Here is a 16,852-nt window from a genome sequence, read left to right on the forward strand (position 1 = left end):
GGCGCGCTCGATCTCGACCGGATTCGGCTGGTCGACCGCGCCCGCGGTGAAGCGCCAGAGGCCGGCGGCGGCGGTGGCCTCGGCGTTGTCGCCGACCACCGCGAACAGCTCGGCGCGCTTGCCCAGGGTCTCCGCGTCGCGGCCGGCGGCCCGCGCACCGGCGCCGAACGCGGCCAGCAGTACGGGGTTCGTGACGTCGCGGGCCTGACCGATCCAGCCGTCGCCGTATTGCCCGGCCAGCGTTGCGCTCTGGGGTCCGCTGGCGGCCACGAAGATCGGTGGCGGCGTCGGCGGCGCGTCGTAGAGCTTCAACGCGTTGGTCTGAAAGTAGCGGCCCGCGAACGAGGTTCGTGTTCCGCTCCACAACTGACGAATCAGGCCGATGGCCTCGACCAGCCGGTCGTGACGCTCGGCGTACTTACCGAAGGCGTTGGTGGTCGCCTGCTCGTTGAGCCGTTCGCCGGTGCCGACCCCCAGGAACACCCGCCCGGGATACAGGATCGCCAGGGAGGCAAAGGCCTGCGCGACGACGGCCGGGTGGTAGCGGTAGGTGGGGCAGGTCACCCCCGTCCCGAACGAGAGCCGGCTGGTGGCGTTGCCAACCAGCGCCAGCGTCAGCCACGGAAACATCGAATGGCCCTCGTTGTCCTGCCACGGTTGCATGTGGTCGCTGGCCCATGCGTATTGAAAGCCGGCCTGTTCGGCCGCCCGCGCGTGCGCCACCAGCTGATCGGTGCGGAATTGCTCGTGCGAGAGCACCACACCGACCCCCTTGCGCGTTGGCGGCGGCGCGGCGGGCGTGGCGTGGTCGTCCGCCGGACGCCCGCACGCGGTGGGGAGCCCGGCGGCGCCCAGCATGCCCGCACCGGCGGCCATCCGCCCGAACGCACGACGCGAGACGCCGGTCACCAAGGTGAAGTACCCGCCGCTTGGGCAACGACACCCTCGCTCAGCGGCTAGCCTGACTCGGGTGAGTCCCCAGGCGCGCCCGGCGCGGAAGGCCGACGTCCGCGAGCTGTCCCGCACGCTGGCCCGGGCGTTTTACGACGACCCGGTGATGACGTGGCTGCTGCCCGACGCGCGGGCGCGAACGGCGAACCTGTACCGGGTGTTCGCGACGATGACCCGCCACCACCATCTGCGCTGCGGCGGCGTCGAGGTGGCCTGCGACGGCCCGGACATCGGCGCGGCGGCGCTGTGGGATCCGCCGAATCAGTGGCGCGAGACGCGCCTGGGCGAGCTGGCGATGACCCCGACGTTCCTGCGGGTGTTCGGCCTGCGCGCCGCGAGGGCGCGCGGCGTGCAGGAGCTGATGAAGCGCACGCATCCCGAAGAGCCGCACTGGTATCTGGCCGCGATCGGGAGCGACCCTTCGGTCCGTGGCAGGGGTTTCGGCCAGGCGCTGATGCGGTCGCGGCTGGAGCGTTGCGACGCCGAGTATTGCCCGGCCTACCTCGAGTCGAGCAAGCCCGAAAACGTGCCGTACTACGAACGTTTCGGTTTCACGGTGACCCGCGAGCTGGTGTTGCCCGACGGCGGCCCGACCATGTGGGCGATGTGGCGCTCGCCGCGCTAGCGTTTAGCCCCCCAATTCGGCGGGCAACCGTTTCCGCATGAGCGAAAACCCCCAGGGCGAAGTCGACCCCGCGGACTTTCCCGAGGAAGGCGGGCCCGGTGACACCCTGAACGCGAGCGAAGGCACCGATTCCGACGAAGTCCTCAACGACGACGGCGACATCGTCGTCGACCCGCCCGAGGACTGGAGCGAAGCCAACCGCTTCGGCATGACCGCGCGGGAAGAGCGCGAGGGCGAATCCCTTGATGCCCGGCTCGCCGAGGAGGAACCGGACGTCTCTCCCGATGCGCTGGGCGACGGGGCGGCCCCGGTCGCCGACGGTCCGCCCGGGCGCGCTCATCGCGGCCAGATCGACGGGGCGCCCGAAGACGGCGAGTCGCTCTATGAGGTCGTCGACGAGAACGGGGCGCCGGACTTCGCCCGGACGACGGAGTGAGGGCGCCAGTGTTCGACTGTTCACTGCACGCGTGGGCGGCGCGCGTCGCTAGGGGCTGCTCTTCCAGCCGGCGATGCCGATCGCGATCATCCGCAACTGCTTGACCGCGATCCGCCGAATGTCTTCCAGCGCCTCGGTGCTCTGGGCATCCTCGATGGCCTCGGCGATGACGATCATCGCGTTGACGAACAGGGTCGCCAGCACGTTGAGGTCCTCGGTGCTCCACTCGTGCAGCCGCGGAAAGCGCGCGAGGTCGGTGGCCAACTCGGAGGTGATCAGCCGGATCTCGGTGCGGATGGCGTAGCGCAGCACGCTTAGGCCGCTGTTGCGCTCGCGCGCGATGAATCGCCAATGCTCCCGCCGCTGTGCGACGCTCGCGACCAGGATTTCCACGGACGACTCGATGACCCGGTTCGGGTCTAGCTTGCCGGCCCGCGCGTCGCGCAAGGTATCGCGCAAGCTGCGGAACGACTCGTCGATCAAAACCAGGCCCAGGGCCTCCATCGACTCGAAGTGGCGGTAGAAGGCCGCCGGGACGATGCCGACCTCCCGCGTCACCTCGCGCAGGCTCAGGCTGGAAAAGCCGCGATCCTGCAGCAACTTGAGCGCCGCGGCGATGATCGCGCGCCGGGTCGCCTCCTTGCGCTCCTCGCGAGACCGGCTTTCGCGTGAGCGTTCGCGACCAGAACCGCGCACCCGTGAGCTAGGAGTACGGCTGTTCACTATGTGAACCCTACCACAGACCAGCAGTAAAGCCTTGACTGACCGGGTGGTGCGGCCCCACGGTATACATATGTTCACTCAAACGACTTCTGGTCGGGCCCTCGCTCGGAGTCTTCGGAAGCGAGTCTTGGGTTCAGACCTCCTCGACCTCCTCACCGGCCCGCACGGCGTCGACCGGTACACCGAGCTGGTGGCGCCCACCTGGACGCTTGACGAGGCCCGCGCCAAGGTGATCGACGTGCGGCGCACCACCGCCCGCAGCGTCACCCTCACGCTCGCCCCGAACGACAGCTTCACGTCCGCTTGGACCGTCAAGGCCGGCCAATACGTCAACCTGGCCGTGGAAATCGACGGCCGCCGGCACACCCGCTGCTACTCGCCGGCCAACGCCGAAGGTGCCGCCAACCTCGAGCTGACGATCGGTCGGCACGACGGCGGGCTGGTGTCCAACTACCTCTACGAGCGCGCCCACCGCGGCATGGTGGTCGGCCTGGCGGGTGTCGGCGGCGACTTCGTGCTGCCGGCGCGGGGATCCCAGAGACCTCGGCGGATCCTGTTCGTCTCCGGCGGAAGCGGCATCACCCCGGTGCTGGCGATGCTGCGCACCCTGGTGGCCCAGGGCCACCCGGGCGAGGTCGCGTTCATCCACTACGCCCGCACCCCTGCCGAGGCGTGCTACCGCGACGAGCTGGCGACGCTGCCCGGCGTTCGCGTGCTGCACGGCTACACCCGGGCCGACGGCGGCGACCTCACAGGTCGATTCGGTGCGGCGCACCTGCAAGCGGCGATGCCCGAACCCGATGCGGTGTTCGTCTGCGGCCCAAAGCCTTTGGTTGAGTCCGTGCGAGACCACTGCGACAACGTCCACACCGAAAGCTTCGTGCCGCCGTCGTTCGAGGCGCCGGCCAACCCGTCGGGCGGACGAATCACCTTCGCCGACAGCGGGGTCGACGTCGTCGACGACGGACGCCCGCTACTGGAACAGGCCGAATCAGCCGGCCTGTCACCCGAAAACGGCTGCCGGATGGGCATCTGCCACACCTGCACCCGGCGCAAGACCACCGGCACGGTGCGCAACCTGATCACCGGCGCGGTCTCGACCGCTCCGGACGAGGATGTGCAGATCTGTGTGTCCGTCCCGGTCGGTGACGTCGGTCTATCGCTGTGACCAAATTGGAGGAAAAGCCATGACACAGAACAAGATCACCCTGACCCCTGAACAGGCCGACGCGTTCGGACGCGAGCTGGACGCCATCCGGGAGCGCGTGATGGCCAGCCTGGGCGCGGAAGACGCCGACTACATTCGCCGCGTCATCAAGGCCCAGCGCGCGCTGGAAGTCGGCGGGCGTGCGTTGCTGTTCCTGCCGCCCGCCTGGCTGCTGGGCACCACGATGCTGGGCTTATCGAAAATTCTGGACAACATGGAGATCGGCCACAACATCATGCACGGCCAGTACGACTGGATGCGTGACCCCACGATCTCCGGGCGGTCCTTCGAGTGGGACACCGCGTGCCCGGCGGACCAATGGCGCCACTCGCACAACTACATGCATCACACCCACACCAACATCGTGGGGATGGACCGCGATATCGGCTACGGCATCCTGCGGATGAGCGAGGACCAGCGTTGGCAGCCCTACTTCCTGGGCAACCCGCTCTACGCCTTCCTGCTGATGGTGCTGTTCCAGTACGGCGTCGCGCTGCACGAGCTGGAAACCGAGCGAATCCGCGCCGGTGAGATCGAACTCGCCGACAAGCGCGACGTGCTGCGGCAGATCTGGAAGAAGACCCGCCGGCAGACGCTCAAGGACTACGTGGCCTTCCCGTTGCTGGCCGGGCCGTTCGCGCCGTTCGTCTTCGCGGGCAACCTGTCCGCCAACCTGATGCGCAACGTGTGGTCGTACATGATCATCTTCTGTGGCCACTTCCCGGACGGCACCCAGGAATTCACGGTCGAGGAGACCCAGAACGAGTCCCGCGGCATGTGGTACTTCCGCCAGGTCCTCGGTTCGGCAAACCTGACCGGCGGCAAGCTGTTTCACTTGCTCTCCGGCAACCTATCCCACCAGATCGAGCACCACCTCTTCCCGGACATGCCCGCGCGCCGCTACGCCGAGATCGCGCCCGAGGTGCAGGAGATCTGCGAGCGCTACGGCATCCCCTACAACCGCGGACCGCTGCCGCGGCAGTTCGGCACCGTCGTCCGCAAGATCGTTCGGCTGACCTTCCCGGACTCGATCCGGCGGAAAGAACCCACCGGCCGGCCGGCCGACTCAGAGCCCGTCGCGGCCTGAGGCGTCGCCCACGTCCCCCGCGCGCCGGGCATTGCGCGCGGGGGACAATGGGCTGCGTGGAGTGGACCGGCGCGCGCTACGCGGACAAACCGACGGTGGAGGCATCGACGTGGATCGATGCCGATCCGTCGCGGGTGTGGGGCCTGGTTTCCGACATCAAGCTGATGCCGACGCTCAGCAACGAGCTGCAAGCCGTGGAATGGGCCGAGGGTGCCGACGCCCCGCGGGTGGGCGCCCGGTTCGTCGGGCACAACGAGCACGACGCGTTCGGGCGGTGGAGCACCACGTCGCAGATCGTCGCGTGCGACGAGCCACGCGAATTCGCCTGGGCCGTCGGTGAACCCGACCATCCCGCCGCGATGTGGCGGTTCCGGCTGACGCCCCGCGATGGCGGCACCGCGCTGAGCTACTGGATGCAGATGGGCCCGGGGCGCTCGGGGTTGTCGGTGGCCATCGAATCGATGCCCGACAAGGAGCAGAAGATCGTCTTCGTGCGGATGCGCGAATTCGAGGCCGCGATCGGCAAGACGCTCGCGGCGATCAAGAGGCTGGCCGAGCACGGGGTGCGCTGATGCGCACCGCGACGACGGTCGAGCTGTCGAGCGCCGCCCGGGAAACCGCGGACTTCGTCGTCGAGGCGGAGAAGCTGGGCCTCGACGTGTGCTGGGTCGCCGAGGCCTGGGGTTCGGACGCGCCGTCCGCGCTGGGCTACCTCGCGGCCCGCACCGGGCGGATCCTGCTGGGCTCGGGCGTGCTGCAGGTCGGCGTGCGCTCGCCCGTCATGGTGGCCCAGACCGCCATCACGCTGTCCAACCTGTCCGGCGGCCGGTTCCTGCTCGGGCTGGGCGCGTCGGGTCCGCAGGTGATCGAGGGCCTGCACGGCCTCTCGTTCAGCCGGCCGCTCGCGCGCATCGCCGAAACCGTCGACATCGTGCGGCAGGTGTGCGCCGGAGGCAAAATCTCGTACGCGGGCAAGCAGTTTCAGATTCCGTTGCCCGACGGCGAAGGGGTGCCGATGCGGTTGTCGACCCGGCCCGAGCACCCCATCCCGATCTACCTGGCCGCGCTGTCACCGGCGATGCTGCGGTTGACCGGTCGGATCGCCGACGGCTGGCTGGGCACCAGCTTCGTACCGGAGGGCGCCGGCGAGGCGTACTTCTCGCACCTCGACGAGGGGCTGACCGCCGCCGGCCGCACGCGCGCCGCCGTCGACATCTGCCAGGGCGCCGAAGTCGCCTTCGCGTCCGACGAACACGAGCTGCGCGACATGGTCGCCGCGCGCAAGAAGGAGCTCGCCTTCAGCCTCGGCGGGATGGGCTCGTCGAGCACGAACTACTACAACCAGGCCTACAGCAGGCAGGGTTGGGCCGACGTCGCCGCCGAGGTGCGCGAGCGCTGGCAGCGGGGCGACCGCGACGGCGCGGCGGCGCTGGTCACCGACGACATGGTGCTGGCCACCACGTTGATCGGCACCGAGGAGATGGTCCGCGCCCGGCTGGTGGTGTGGCGGGACGCCGGCGTGAACACCGTGCGGCTGTATCCCGCCGGCGACACCCTGGACGCGAAGCTTTCGACGCTCGGGCGGGCCATCGAGTTGGTCGCCGAGGTCTAGGCCACGCCGGTCGGCGCCTGCGAGGCCTTTACCACTTTCACCTCCGGGCGTTGCGGCACCCCGTCCGCCAGGAACCACCGGAAGGCGAGGTTGCCGCGCGGATAACCCAGCGTGGTCAGCGAATTGGGGTGCGCGGTCAGCGCGCGGGACAACACGATCGTGACGGAGCCGTCGCTGTTGAGCACGGCGCTGTGCCCGTTGACCGAGCAGCGCGCATCGGAGGCGCCGAAGGTGGCCATGAATTGGTTCCACACCACCAGGTTCCAGAACCTGCACTCCGGCGGCCGGTGCGTGATCACCAGCGCCTCGTCGTCGTCGAGCACGAAGCTGCCGTAGGAGTAGCAGGCGTCGCGCGCCGACCAGCCGAAGTTGGCGTCGGGCACCTGATAGGGATCGGCGAATTCGTTTGCGGCATGCGCGGTTTCGTGGCCGAGCGCGTGCTCGTCGTCCGCGCGGGTGCCGACCGCCAGCGGGACGATGGCGAACATGGTGCGCAGCCATGCGGTCGCCGCCCGCAGGCTCGCCGCGGTCTCGGCGTCGCCGTGCCGGATCGGGTCCGGCTCGTCGAGCGCCTCGATGCGCCAGACGACGGGGCGCCCCGTCAGCGGATCGGCCTGGTAGTCGCGGGTCATCAGCACGGCGGCGTCGGGGATGGGGCCGAGCTCGAAGGCGAAGTCACCGTCGGCGTCGATGTCGAGATCGCTGTCGCGGACGATCGCGACGACCCGGTCGGACCACGCGCCTGGAGACGGTTCGTTGTACGCGGTCACTGAAAAGTACACGCTGTCACCGCGATTGCCGCTGATGCGGTAACGACGCCGCGGATCCACCGGGCACATGAAGTAATAGGCGTCGGTGTTGTCGCCGCCCCACCGGCGGTCCCGGCGGAACGGCGTGTTCACCGCGACGAACTGCGGGCGGCCGGGCTCGGGGAACAGGTAGGCGTCCAGGGCGACGCCCAGCGCCGTGGCCAGGGCGCGGTAGCCGTCGGCGATGTGGCGCTCGTCGGTCACCGCCCGCTCGCCCTCCAGGAACGACCGGTCCAGGGTGGAGAGGGTGCCGAGCAACTCCTGCCATGCGGCCGTCGTTTCGTGCGTCATGCGCTGATTCCCTTCAGGAGCAACGTGGTGGTGCGGTCCACCCAGGCGTCGTCGAGCTCGGTGACGCGGGTGAGCAAACCCATGAGGGTGATGCCGGCGATGGCCTCCGTCAGTTCGGTGGCGCTCACCTCCGGCCGGACCTCGCCGCGGCCCGCGGCGCGCTTCAGCAGCTCGGCCAGGCCGCCGCCGATGATGCCCGCGAACCGCTCCAGCAGCGCCGAGTGCAAGGTCGGATCCGCGGCCATCTCGCCCACCAGCCCGGGCAGGGCCGCCCGGGCCGCCGGCGTGGTCAGGAAAGCCATTGAGCGACAAATCATTTCGCGCAGATCCTCGGCCAGCGACCCGGTGTCGGGCAACGCGGTCCCGGCACCGATGGGGAACACGGCCTCGTGCACCAGGTGCGCCTTGCTCGGCCAGCGCCGGTACATCGCGGGCTTGGAAGTACCGGCGCGCTCGGCGATCGCGGACACCAGCAGCCCGGCGTAGCCGGTCTCGGCGAGCAGCTCGACGGTCGCGCTCAACACGGCGCCGTCGATGCGAGGGTCACGGGGTCGGCCAAAATCCACTACCATTACGAAACTCAGAGTAACATAAGTCGGCGTGACCGATGCCGTTCGCCTCGATGACCTCGCCCAGCCCCGGTTCAGCGCCGAGGCGCAGCAACTGCTCGACATGATGGCCTCACTGGCGCCGGACTGCCCGCTGGACGCGGACGCGCTGCACGCCAGGGCCGCCGCCGACACCGGCTTGGCCGATTTCGGCGCGCCGGACTATCGCGAGCGGCTCGGGGTCTACCTGGCCGCGCTGCGCGATATCGACGGACGCCACGACGCGGGGACCGTCAACTTCTACGGGCAGCTGCTGCAGTTGCTCAAGAACCGCCTGCTGCTGACCGACCTGCTGCGCCGGCATCCCGAGATCGACGACATCGAGCTGGAGCCGCCGGTGGTGATCGCCGGCCTGCCCCGCACCGGCACCACCCACCTGCACAACCTGCTGGCGGCGCCGCCCACCTTCCGCACCATGCCGTACTGGGAGAGCGTCGAGCCGTTCCCGTTGCCGGCCGAGGCCGGGATCGAGCCGGATCCCCGGCGGGCGCGCATGGACGTCGCGGTCGGGCTGATCAACACCGTGATGCCGCACTTCCCGCTGATGCACGAGATGACCACCGAGCACGTCCACGAGGAAATCCAGCTGCTCGCCAACGACTTCTCGACCATGCTCTTCGAGACGCTGGCGCACGTGCCCCGCTGGCGCGACTACTACCAGGCCCACGACCAGACGCCGCATTATGAATACCTGGCCCGGCAACTCAAGGCGATGCAGTTCCTGCGTGGCGGTCGGCGCTGGCTGCTCAAGTCGCCCCAGCATCTCGAGCAGGTTCCGGTACTCAACCGCGTATTCCCCAGCGCCATCGTGGTTTTCACCCACCGCGATCCCGTGCCGGTGGCGCTCTCGATGATCGCGATGATCACCTACTCCGCGCGCATGCACCGCTCGCCGGTGCCGGTGGAAGAGATCGCGGCGTCGTGGATCGATCGGCTCGAACAGATGCTGACCGCGCTCGTCCGCGATCGCGACGTCATCGGTCCGGAGCGGTCGATCGACATCCGGTTCGACGACTTCATGGCGAACGAGACCGGGGTGGCCGAGCGGGTGTACGCCCTGGCCGGCGAGCCGTTCACCGCCGAAGCGCGAACGGCGATCGACGATTACCTGGCGGCCCACCGTCGCGGCCGGTTGGGCAACGTCGCGACGTCCTGCGAGATGTTCGGGTTGGACGAGGCCGACCTGCGCGGCCGCTTCGCGCCGTATGTGGAACGGTTCCTGGCCTAACCCACCGTGGGCCGCTACCTTCTCAACTCATGGTCACTATGCCCGCGCTGGAGGGTGTCGAACACAGGTATGTGGAGCTCGGACCCGAGGTGACGATCCACGTCGCGGATGCGGGCCCGGCCGAAGGTCCGGCGGTCATGCTGGTGCACGGCTTCCCGCAGAATTGGTGGGAATGGCACAACCTGATCGGGCCGCTGGCCGCCGACGGCTATCGCGTGCTGTGCCCCGACCTGCGTGGCGCCGGCTGGAGCTCGGCGCCTCGCTCGAGTTACACCAAGACCGAGATGGCCGACGATTTGGCGGCCGTCCTGGATCGGCTCGGCGTTGCGACGGTCAAGCTCGTCGCCCACGACTGGGGCGGACCGGTCGCGTTCATCATGATGCTGCGCCACCCGGAAAAGGTGAGCGGGTTCTTCGGGGTCAACACGGTGGCGCCCTGGGTGAAGCGCGATCTGCGGGCGGTGCGAAACATCTGGCGGCTGTGGTATCAGATCCCGATCTCGTTGCCGGTCGTCGGCCCGCGAATGATCGGCAATCTCAACTCGCGGTCGAGCCGCCTGCTCGGGTCATGGGTGGGTGGCGGTTTCGCGTTGCCGGAGGACGACCTGCGCATCTACGCCGAGTGCATGCGCCAGCCCGGCCACGCGGAGGCGGGCTCGCGCTGGTATCGCAGCTTCCAGGGCGGCGAGATGCTGCGCTGGATGCGCGGTGAGTACGACGACGCCCGGGTGGACGTCCCCGTCCGGTGGCTGACGGGCACCGAGGACCCGGTGATCACCCCCGACCTCACCGACGGATATGCCGATCACATCAGCGATTTCGAGGTGGAGCTGGTCGACGGCGTCGGGCACTGGATCATCGACCAGCGCCCGGAGCTGGTGCTCGACCGGGTGCGGAGCTTCCTGCGCGCCGAAAAGTAGGCCCCCGCAAGGTTACTCGACGCCGATGGTGACTTCCGTGGACTTGATGAACACGGTCGCGGGCTGGCCGACCTCGAGCCCGAGATCCGTGGCGGCGTCCTTGGTGACGGAGGATGTGACGATCTGGTCGCCACCGTCCAGCTTGACCTTAACGATCGCCATCACGGTGCCGAGGTTGACCTCGGTGATGGTTCCTTTGAGCTGGTTTCGCGTCGATAGCCGCATCGCGAGGTCCTCCGTCTCGTTGAGGGTCTGCGATCGAGCCTAGCCCGCTCAGTGCCGCGGGCCGAGCAGGGCTATCGAGGCGTCGACGGCCGGTTCGACTATGCCCCGCACCGGTTTTCCGTCTTCGACGGCCAGCGCGGTCAATTCGCGCAGGCCGCCCAGCAGGATGACGGCCAGCGGGGCGGTCAGCGGGGGCAGCTCGGCGCGCTGGAAGCCGGGGCTGGCGCTGAGGTCGATCAGCAGGCTGGACAGCAGCTGCAGCCCGCGGCGCTGCATGGGGCGGGCGGCGGCGCCCAGCGACGGGAGCTCGCGGATCATGCTCAAGGTGATGGCTGGGCGGGCTTCCATGTGTGCGACGTAGGCCTCGACGGCCTGACGAATCTGTTTGTGCCAGTCGGCCTCGGGGTCGACCGCGGCGGCGATGCTCTCGCCGAGTTCCTCGATGTCGGCGCGCAGCAGCTCCAGGAAGCACTCTTCCTTGCTGGCGAACTGGTCGTAGAAGGTGCGCTTGGAGGTGCGGGCGTTGCGCACGATGTCGGCGACCGTGCTGGCGCGGTAACCGCGCTCGGCAATCGAGGCGGCCAGGCCGTCGAGCAACCGCAGCCGAAACGGATCGCCCCGAACCACCTCGTCAGGCGTTGCCGTCGCCGCTGGGGTCACGCCGGCGCCCCTTTCGGTAGGGAGAGCACCCTTGTCAGGTGTGGTACCACAGAGTACCGTATTCCGAAAGGATTTGGTACACCGCGGTACCAGCCCGGATCCGGGTCAGATACGGGGAGCAGCCCGCCATGAGTGAAGTCGTCACCGCCCCAGCGTCGGCCGCCGCCGTCCGGATGCCGCCGGCAACCCGGCTGCCAAAGGTGTTGCAGGGACTGGGTTTTGCCGTGTCACGGCGGGGGATGATCAAGCGGCTGGCCCGCCGTCACGGCGACGTCTTCACGCTGAACCTGCCCATCTATGGCCGGGTCGTGGTGGTCGCCGACCCGCAGCTGGCCAAACAGATCTTCACCACCAGCCCCGACGAGCTCGGCAACATCCAGCCCAACCTGAGCCGGTTGTTCGGCTCCGGCTCGGTGTTCGCGCTCGACGGGGAAGACCATCGCCGGCGGCGGCGGTTGCTGGCCCCGCCGTTTCACGGCAAGAGCATGAAGAAGTACGAGGCGATCATCGAAGAGGAGACGTTGCGGGAGACCGCCACCTGGCCCGAGGGCGAGCCTTTCGCGACGCTGCCGTCGATGATGCACATCACGCTCAACGCGATCCTGCGCGCCGTGTTCGGGGCCGAAGGCGCCGAACTCGACGAGCTGCGCCGGCTCATTCCGCCGTGGGTCACGCTGGGCTCGCGGATGGCGACGATGCCCAAACCACAACGCAGTTACGGCCGCTTCACGCCGTGGGGCCGGCTGGATGAGTGGCGCCGCCAGTACGACGGCGTCATCGACAGGCTGATCGAATCCGAGCGGGCCGACCCGCACTTCGACGAGCGCAGCGACGTGCTCGCGTTGATGCTGCGCAGTACCTACGAAGACGGTTCGGCCATGTCCCGCAAGGACATCGGCGACGAATTGCTCACGCTGCTGGCGGCCGGCCACGAGACGACGGCCTCCACGCTGGGCTGGGCGTTCGAGCGGCTGACGCGGCATCCGGATGTGCTGGCGGCGCTGGTCGCGGAGGCCGACGAGGGCGGCCAGGAGCTGCGCCAGGCGGCCATCCTGGAAGTCCAACGGGCCCGGACGGTCATCGATTTCGCCGCCCGGCGGGTCTACCCGCCGCGCTACCAACTCGGCGAGTGGGTCATTCCCCGCGGTGAGTCAATCCTGGTGAGCATCGCCCAGATTCACGAAAACCCGGACGTCTTCGAAGATCCGGAGCGATTCGACCCGCAACGCTACGTCGGGACCAAGCCGTCGGCGTTCGCGTGGATACCCTTCGGCGGCGGCACCCGCCGCTGCGTGGGAGCGGCGTTCGCCAACATGGAGATGGACGTCGTGCTGCGAACAGTGTTGCGCGAGTTCACCATTGAGACCACGACGGCGCCGGGTGAGCGGTGGCACGGCCGGGGCGTGGCCTACACGCCCAAGGACGGCGGGCGGATCGTGGTGCACCGGCGCTGAGCCGGTAGGCCTACTGGTCCGCGGTGGCCCGCCGCGGCAGTTTCCAACCCGGGCGGATGTAGTGGCAGGTGTACCCGTTCGGGTAGTGCTGCAGGTAGTCCTGGTGCTCGGGTTCGGCCTCCCAGAAATCTCCGGCGGGGCTGACCTCGGTCACCACCTTGCCGGGCCACAGCCCGGACGCCTCGACGTCGGCGATGGTGTCCAGTGCGATTCGCTTCTGCTCCTCGTCGAGGTAGAAGATGGCCGACCGGTAACTGGGTCCACGGTCGTTGCCCTGGCGGTCCTTGGTCGTCGGATCGTGAATCTGGAAAAAGAATTCCAGGATGGTCCGATAGTCGGTGACCGCCGGGTCGTAGACGATCTCGACGGCCTCGGCGTGCGTGCCGTGATTGCGGTAGGTCGCGTTCGGGACGTCGCCCCCGCTGTAGCCGACCCGCGTCGAGACGACGCCCGGCTGCTTGCGGATGAGTTCTTGCATCCCCCAGAAACAGCCGCCGGCAAGTATCGCCTTTTGGGTTGCCATCGCTCGTCCTCCTCACCCGCCTCGGTGCCGCCCAGGCTACACTCCGCCGATGAGCCGCAACGTCGCGACGATTTCGGGAAGTGGCACACCATGACCACCCCGTCGTTCTCCCGCAGTGAACTGTCCGCCGCCTTCGAAAATTTCGAGGCAACGGTGGCCCGGGCCGCCGAAACCCGGGACTGGGACGCCTGGGTCGAGCAGTACACCCCGGACGTCGAATACGTGGAGCACGCGGCAGGCACCATGCGGGGTCGCGATGAAGTCCGCGAGTGGATCAAGCAGACGATGACGACGTTCCCGGGCAGCCACATGGTCGCCTTCCCGACGCTGTGGTCGGTCATCGACGAGCCCACCGGGCGGGTCATCCTCGAACTGGACAACCCGATGCGCGACCCCGGCGACGGCAGCGTCATCAGCGCCACCAACATCACGATCATCACTTACGCGGGCGACGGCCAGTGGAGCCGTGAAGAAGACATCTACAACCCGCTGCGCTTCATGCGCGCGGGGATGAAGTGGTGCCGCAAGGCGCAGGCGCTGGGCACGCTCGACGAGGACGCCGAGCGCTGGATGCGGCAATACGGAGGATCGTAAGTGAGCACCAAACCCAAGCTGGTTATCGGCGCCAACGGCTTTCTGGGTTCCCACGTCACCCGCCAGCTCGTCGCCGACGGCGCGCAGGTGCGGGCCATGGTGCGCCCCAACGCCAACACCCGCTCCATCGACGACCTCGAGCTGACCCGTTTCCTCGGCGACGTTTTCGACGACGCCACCCTGCGCGAGGCGATGGACGGTGTCGACGACGTCTATTACTGCGTCGTGGACACCCGCGCCTGGTTGCGCGACCCGGCGCCACTGTTTCGCACCAACGTCGACGGCCTGCGCAACGTCCTCGATGTCGCCGTCAACCAAGCCCAGCTGCGCAGGTTCGTCTTCACGAGCACCTACGCGACGGTGGGCCGCCGGCACGGGCACGTCGCGACCGAAGAGGACGTGATCCGGTCCCGCAAGCTGACTCCCTACGTCCAATCGCGGGTGCAGGCCGAGAATCTGGTGATGCGCTACGTCGCCGAGGCCGGGTTGCCCGCCGTCGCGTTGTGCGTGTCGACCACATACGGCAGCGGGGACTGGGGCGGCACCCCGCACGGCGCCTTCATCGCCGGTGCCGTGTTCGGCAAGCTGCCCTTTTTGATGAACGGCATCCAGCTGGAGGTCGTCGGCGTCGACGACGCCGCGCGGGCCATGATCCTGGCAGCCGAGCACGGGCGAGTCGGTGAGCGATACCTGGTGTCCGATCGCATGATCGCGCTGAACGACGTCGTGCGCATCGCGGCCGACGAGGCGGGAACTCCGCCGCCGCAACGGTCGATCTCCGTACCGATGCTCTACGCCCTGGCCGCGGCCGGCACCCTCAAGGCGCGGCTCACCGGCAAGGACGCCGAACTCAGCCTGACGTCGGTGCGAATGATGCGCGCCGAGGCCGAGGTCGACAGCAGCAAGGCGAAGCGCGAATTGGGCTGGCAGCCGCGCCCGGTCGAGGAATCAATTCGCGAGGCGGCCCGGTTCTGGGCCGCCATGCGCACCCCGCGAAAGGCCAGCCCGGCCGCGCAACCCGAATAAGGCCGATCGGGAAGTCTCGGGCGCCGGTCCGCGTTGAAAACGTCATTGGCGACTAGGAGGAGACCATGAGCCACCCCGAAATCAAGGAACCCAACGCCGGCCACCCGATCACCATCGAGCCGACCAGGGGCCGGGTCCAGGTGCGCGTCAACGGCGAGCTGGTCGCCGACACGACGGCCGCCCTGGAACTGCGCGAAGCCACTTTGCCTGCGGTGCAATACATTCCGATGAGCGACGTGGCCCAGGACCGGTTGACCCGCACCGACACCAGCACGCACTGCCCCTTCAAGGGCGACGCCAGCTACTACAGCGTGACCAGCTCGGCAGGCGACACCGTCTCCGACGTGATCTGGACCTACGAGCAGCCCTATCCCGCGGTCGCCGAGATCGCCGGGCATGTCGCGTTCTACCCGAACAAGGCCGAAATCAGCGTGTCGCCGTCCTAGCAGGTCCACCCGGGCAGCGCGGCCTCGTGCGCCTGGGTGTCGCTGTACACCCGCATCGAGACGATCAGCCCGTCGCGGGTGTCGAAGATGCAGACGAACGGGCTGTCGTACTCGACGCCGCCGGTGGTGGTGCCGGTGGCCTGCGCCTCGACGACCACCGTCTCGCCCTCGTTGACGCAGCGCACCAGGTCGATGGTCAGCTCGAGCTCGCGTTTGCGTCGCTCGATCGCACGGCGGAAGGTTTGCTTGTCGCAGGAGGTGCGCGTCAACAGCGTCCAATAGGTGAAGTCGTCACTGAGCAGCGTGAAGCCCTCGTCCAGGTCGCCGCCATCGCTCGTACTCTGTAGGAACATCCAAGCCAGTTCGCCCTGCGGGTCATCGAACGGCGTCATCACATCGCAATATTGACTTGGCACATCGTTAACGGTCAATCGGAGAGTTGGTCGGTGGAGAGCGAGCGCACGGTCACGTTCCCCGGGGCGGTCAGTTTCGGGCACACGTTGGCGCCGCTTCGCCGCGGGTCGGGTGACCCCTGCTTCCAGGCGTCCGGCGACGGCACGATCTGGCGAACCAGCCTGCTGCAGAGCGGGCCCGTCACCGCCCGGATCAGCCGCGCCGCCGCAAACGCCGCCCATTGCGTGGCGTGGGGCGGCGGCGCGCAGGAGTTCGTCGAGCGGCTTCCCGCGCTGCTGGGCCTCGAGGACGACGCGTCGGATTTCGTGCCGTCGGACCCCACCGTCGCCGCGGCGCACCGGCGCGTCCCGCACCTGCGCCTGGGCCGCACCGGGCAGGTGCTGGAGGCGCTGATCCCCGCGATCATCGAGCAGCGGGTGCCCGGCGCCGACGCGTTCCGGTCGTGGCGCGTGCTGGTGTCCAAGTACGGCTCACCGGCGCCGGGACCGGCGCCCGCGCGGATGCGGGTGCCGCCATCGGCCGAGGTGTGGCGGCACATTCCCTCGTGGGAGTTCCACCGCGCCAATGTCGACCCGGGGCGCGCGCGGACCGTGGTGACCGTCGCGCGGCGGGCCGGCTCGTTGGAACGGCTGGCGTCCCGCCCGCCCGCGCGGGCGCGCGAGGCGTTGATGTCGTTGCCCGGGGTGGGGGAGTGGACCGCCGCCGAAACGGCGCAGCGGGCGTTCGGGGACGCCGACGCCCTGTCGGTGGGTGACTACCACGTTCCCAAGATGATCGGCTGGACGCTGGTCGGCCGCCCCGTCGACGACGCCGGCATGCTCGAGCTGCTCGAGCCCATGCGGCCGCACCGCCACCGGGTGGTGCGGTTGCTGGAGGCCAGCGGGCTGGCGTACGAACCGCGCCGCGGCGCCCGGCTACCGGTGCAACACATCAGCGAGCTCTAAACGTGGTCATGGCCTCGCCGGGGCCGCGTTTTCAGCAACGGCCATCGGGTAACCACTGTCGAAGACGTG

21 protein-coding genes are annotated in these 16,852 nt (G+C 68.8%); 13 read left to right on the top strand and 8 right to left on the bottom strand.

Translation table 11 applies throughout. The annotated features are described in order from the left end of the window. Window positions 1-909, bottom strand: a 909-nt coding sequence (locus WU80_RS14255; protein WP_055405776.1) for a F420-dependent hydroxymycolic acid dehydrogenase, incomplete at its 3' end; no start/stop codon positions are given. A gap of 61 nt (window positions 910-970) precedes the next feature. Here WU80_RS14255 and WU80_RS14260 point away from each other — a divergent pair. Continuing rightward, window positions 971-1,576, top strand: a complete 606-nt coding sequence (locus WU80_RS14260; protein WP_055404620.1) for a GNAT family N-acetyltransferase — start codon at window positions 971-973, stop codon at window positions 1,574-1,576. Between the two features lie 37 nt (window positions 1,577-1,613). Beyond that, window positions 1,614-2,012: a hypothetical protein gene (locus WU80_RS14265; RefSeq protein WP_055404621.1), complete on the top strand. Its 399-nt coding sequence runs from the start codon at window positions 1,614-1,616 to the stop codon at window positions 2,010-2,012. Window positions 2,013-2,060: 48 nt separating this feature from the next. Here WU80_RS14265 and WU80_RS14270 read toward each other — a convergent pair whose 3' ends face one another. Next, on the bottom strand, window positions 2,061-2,708 hold the full coding sequence (locus WU80_RS14270; protein ID WP_197281294.1) for a TetR family transcriptional regulator: 648 nt from the start codon (window positions 2,706-2,708) through the stop codon (window positions 2,061-2,063). A gap of 97 nt (window positions 2,709-2,805) precedes the next feature. Between WU80_RS14270 and WU80_RS14275 the strand changes: the two genes are divergently transcribed. The 4 genes from WU80_RS14275 to WU80_RS14290 are packed head-to-tail and all read left to right on the top strand — an operon-like array spanning window position 2,806 to window position 6,641. Beyond that, window positions 2,806-3,903 (top strand): ferredoxin reductase, encoded by a 1,098-nt coding sequence (locus WU80_RS14275; RefSeq protein WP_055404623.1) that lies wholly within the window; start codon window positions 2,806-2,808, stop codon window positions 3,901-3,903. 19 nt (window positions 3,904-3,922) lie between these two features. Further along, window positions 3,923-5,029, top strand: a complete 1,107-nt coding sequence (locus tag WU80_RS14280; protein WP_055404624.1) for an acyl-CoA desaturase — start codon at window positions 3,923-3,925, stop codon at window positions 5,027-5,029. A gap of 47 nt (window positions 5,030-5,076) precedes the next feature. After that, entirely contained in the window at window positions 5,077-5,601 is a 525-nt protein-coding gene (locus tag WU80_RS14285; RefSeq protein WP_197281295.1) for an SRPBCC family protein, read from the top strand. Further along, window positions 5,601-6,641 carry an LLM class flavin-dependent oxidoreductase gene (locus WU80_RS14290; protein WP_055404625.1) on the top strand — a complete coding sequence of 347 codons (1,041 nt, stop codon included), beginning with the start codon at window positions 5,601-5,603 and terminating at the stop codon, window positions 6,639-6,641. The genes WU80_RS14285 and WU80_RS14290 overlap by 1 nt, the downstream gene beginning before the upstream one ends. Here WU80_RS14290 and WU80_RS14295 read toward each other — a convergent pair. Continuing rightward, on the bottom strand, window positions 6,638-7,741 hold the full coding sequence (locus WU80_RS14295; RefSeq protein WP_055404626.1) for a DUF1214 domain-containing protein: 1,104 nt from the start codon (window positions 7,739-7,741) through the stop codon (window positions 6,638-6,640). The genes WU80_RS14290 and WU80_RS14295 overlap by 4 nt on opposite strands. Further along, a complete protein-coding gene (locus WU80_RS14300; protein ID WP_055404627.1) occupies window positions 7,738-8,313 on the bottom strand; it encodes a TetR/AcrR family transcriptional regulator in 576 nt (191 codons plus the stop codon). Before WU80_RS14300 ends, WU80_RS14295 begins: the two co-directional genes overlap by 4 nt. Window positions 8,314-8,341: 28 nt before the next feature. Between WU80_RS14300 and WU80_RS14305 the strand changes: the two genes are divergently transcribed. Then, window positions 8,342-9,577 carry a sulfotransferase gene (locus tag WU80_RS14305; protein WP_055404628.1) on the top strand — a complete coding sequence of 412 codons (1,236 nt, stop codon included), beginning with the start codon at window positions 8,342-8,344 and terminating at the stop codon, window positions 9,575-9,577. Window positions 9,578-9,606: 29 nt separating this feature from the next. Continuing rightward, the gene (locus WU80_RS14310) at window positions 9,607-10,497 is read left to right on the top strand and encodes an alpha/beta fold hydrolase (RefSeq protein WP_055404629.1); all 891 of its coding nucleotides are present in this window, start codon (window positions 9,607-9,609) and stop codon (window positions 10,495-10,497) included. Between the two features lie 12 nt (window positions 10,498-10,509). Here the strand turns inward: WU80_RS14310 and WU80_RS14315 are convergent, their stop codons facing one another. Then, window positions 10,510-10,722, bottom strand: coding sequence for a molybdopterin-binding protein (locus WU80_RS14315; protein WP_055404630.1), 213 nt, complete (start codon window positions 10,720-10,722; stop codon window positions 10,510-10,512). 48 nt (window positions 10,723-10,770) lie between these two features. Continuing rightward, a complete protein-coding gene (locus WU80_RS14320) occupies window positions 10,771-11,349 on the bottom strand; it encodes a TetR/AcrR family transcriptional regulator (RefSeq protein ID WP_156349660.1) in 579 nt (192 codons plus the stop codon). A 161-nt stretch (window positions 11,350-11,510) separates the two neighbouring features. On the opposite strand from WU80_RS14320, the gene WU80_RS14325 reads away from it, so the two are divergent. Next, window positions 11,511-12,836 carry a cytochrome P450 gene (locus WU80_RS14325; protein ID WP_055404632.1) on the top strand — a complete coding sequence of 442 codons (1,326 nt, stop codon included), beginning with the start codon at window positions 11,511-11,513 and terminating at the stop codon, window positions 12,834-12,836. Window positions 12,837-12,846: 10 nt separating this feature from the next. Here WU80_RS14325 and msrA read toward each other — a convergent pair whose 3' ends face one another. Next, the gene (msrA, locus tag WU80_RS14330) at window positions 12,847-13,359 is read right to left on the bottom strand and encodes a peptide-methionine (S)-S-oxide reductase MsrA (protein ID WP_055404633.1); all 513 of its coding nucleotides are present in this window, start codon (window positions 13,357-13,359) and stop codon (window positions 12,847-12,849) included. Between the two features lie 90 nt (window positions 13,360-13,449). On the opposite strand from msrA, the gene WU80_RS14335 reads away from it, so the two are divergent. From WU80_RS14335 to WU80_RS14345, 3 genes are all read left to right on the top strand, one after another. Beyond that, on the top strand, window positions 13,450-13,953 hold the full coding sequence (locus WU80_RS14335; protein ID WP_055404634.1) for a nuclear transport factor 2 family protein: 504 nt from the start codon (window positions 13,450-13,452) through the stop codon (window positions 13,951-13,953). Beyond that, entirely contained in the window at window positions 13,954-14,979 is a 1,026-nt protein-coding gene (locus WU80_RS14340; RefSeq protein ID WP_055404635.1) for an NAD-dependent epimerase/dehydratase family protein, read from the top strand. It abuts the gene before it with no gap. A 65-nt stretch (window positions 14,980-15,044) separates the two neighbouring features. After that, window positions 15,045-15,425: a DUF427 domain-containing protein gene (locus WU80_RS14345; protein WP_055404636.1), complete on the top strand. Its 381-nt coding sequence runs from the start codon at window positions 15,045-15,047 to the stop codon at window positions 15,423-15,425. Here the strand turns inward: WU80_RS14345 and WU80_RS14350 are convergent. Beyond that, window positions 15,422-15,820, bottom strand: coding sequence for a nuclear transport factor 2 family protein (locus tag WU80_RS14350; protein ID WP_055404637.1), 399 nt, complete (start codon window positions 15,818-15,820; stop codon window positions 15,422-15,424). The two genes, WU80_RS14345 and WU80_RS14350, sit on opposite strands and share 4 nt — an antisense overlap. A gap of 51 nt (window positions 15,821-15,871) precedes the next feature. Here WU80_RS14350 and WU80_RS14355 point away from each other — a divergent pair, with 51 nt between their 5' ends. Then, window positions 15,872-16,783: a DNA-3-methyladenine glycosylase gene (locus WU80_RS14355; RefSeq protein ID WP_055404638.1), complete on the top strand. Its 912-nt coding sequence runs from the start codon at window positions 15,872-15,874 to the stop codon at window positions 16,781-16,783. The last annotated feature ends 69 nt before the right edge of the window (window positions 16,784-16,852 follow it).

It is taken from the genome of Mycobacterium sp. UM_11 (assembly GCF_001414075.1).
GTDB lineage: Bacteria > Actinomycetota > Actinomycetes > Mycobacteriales > Mycobacteriaceae > Mycobacterium.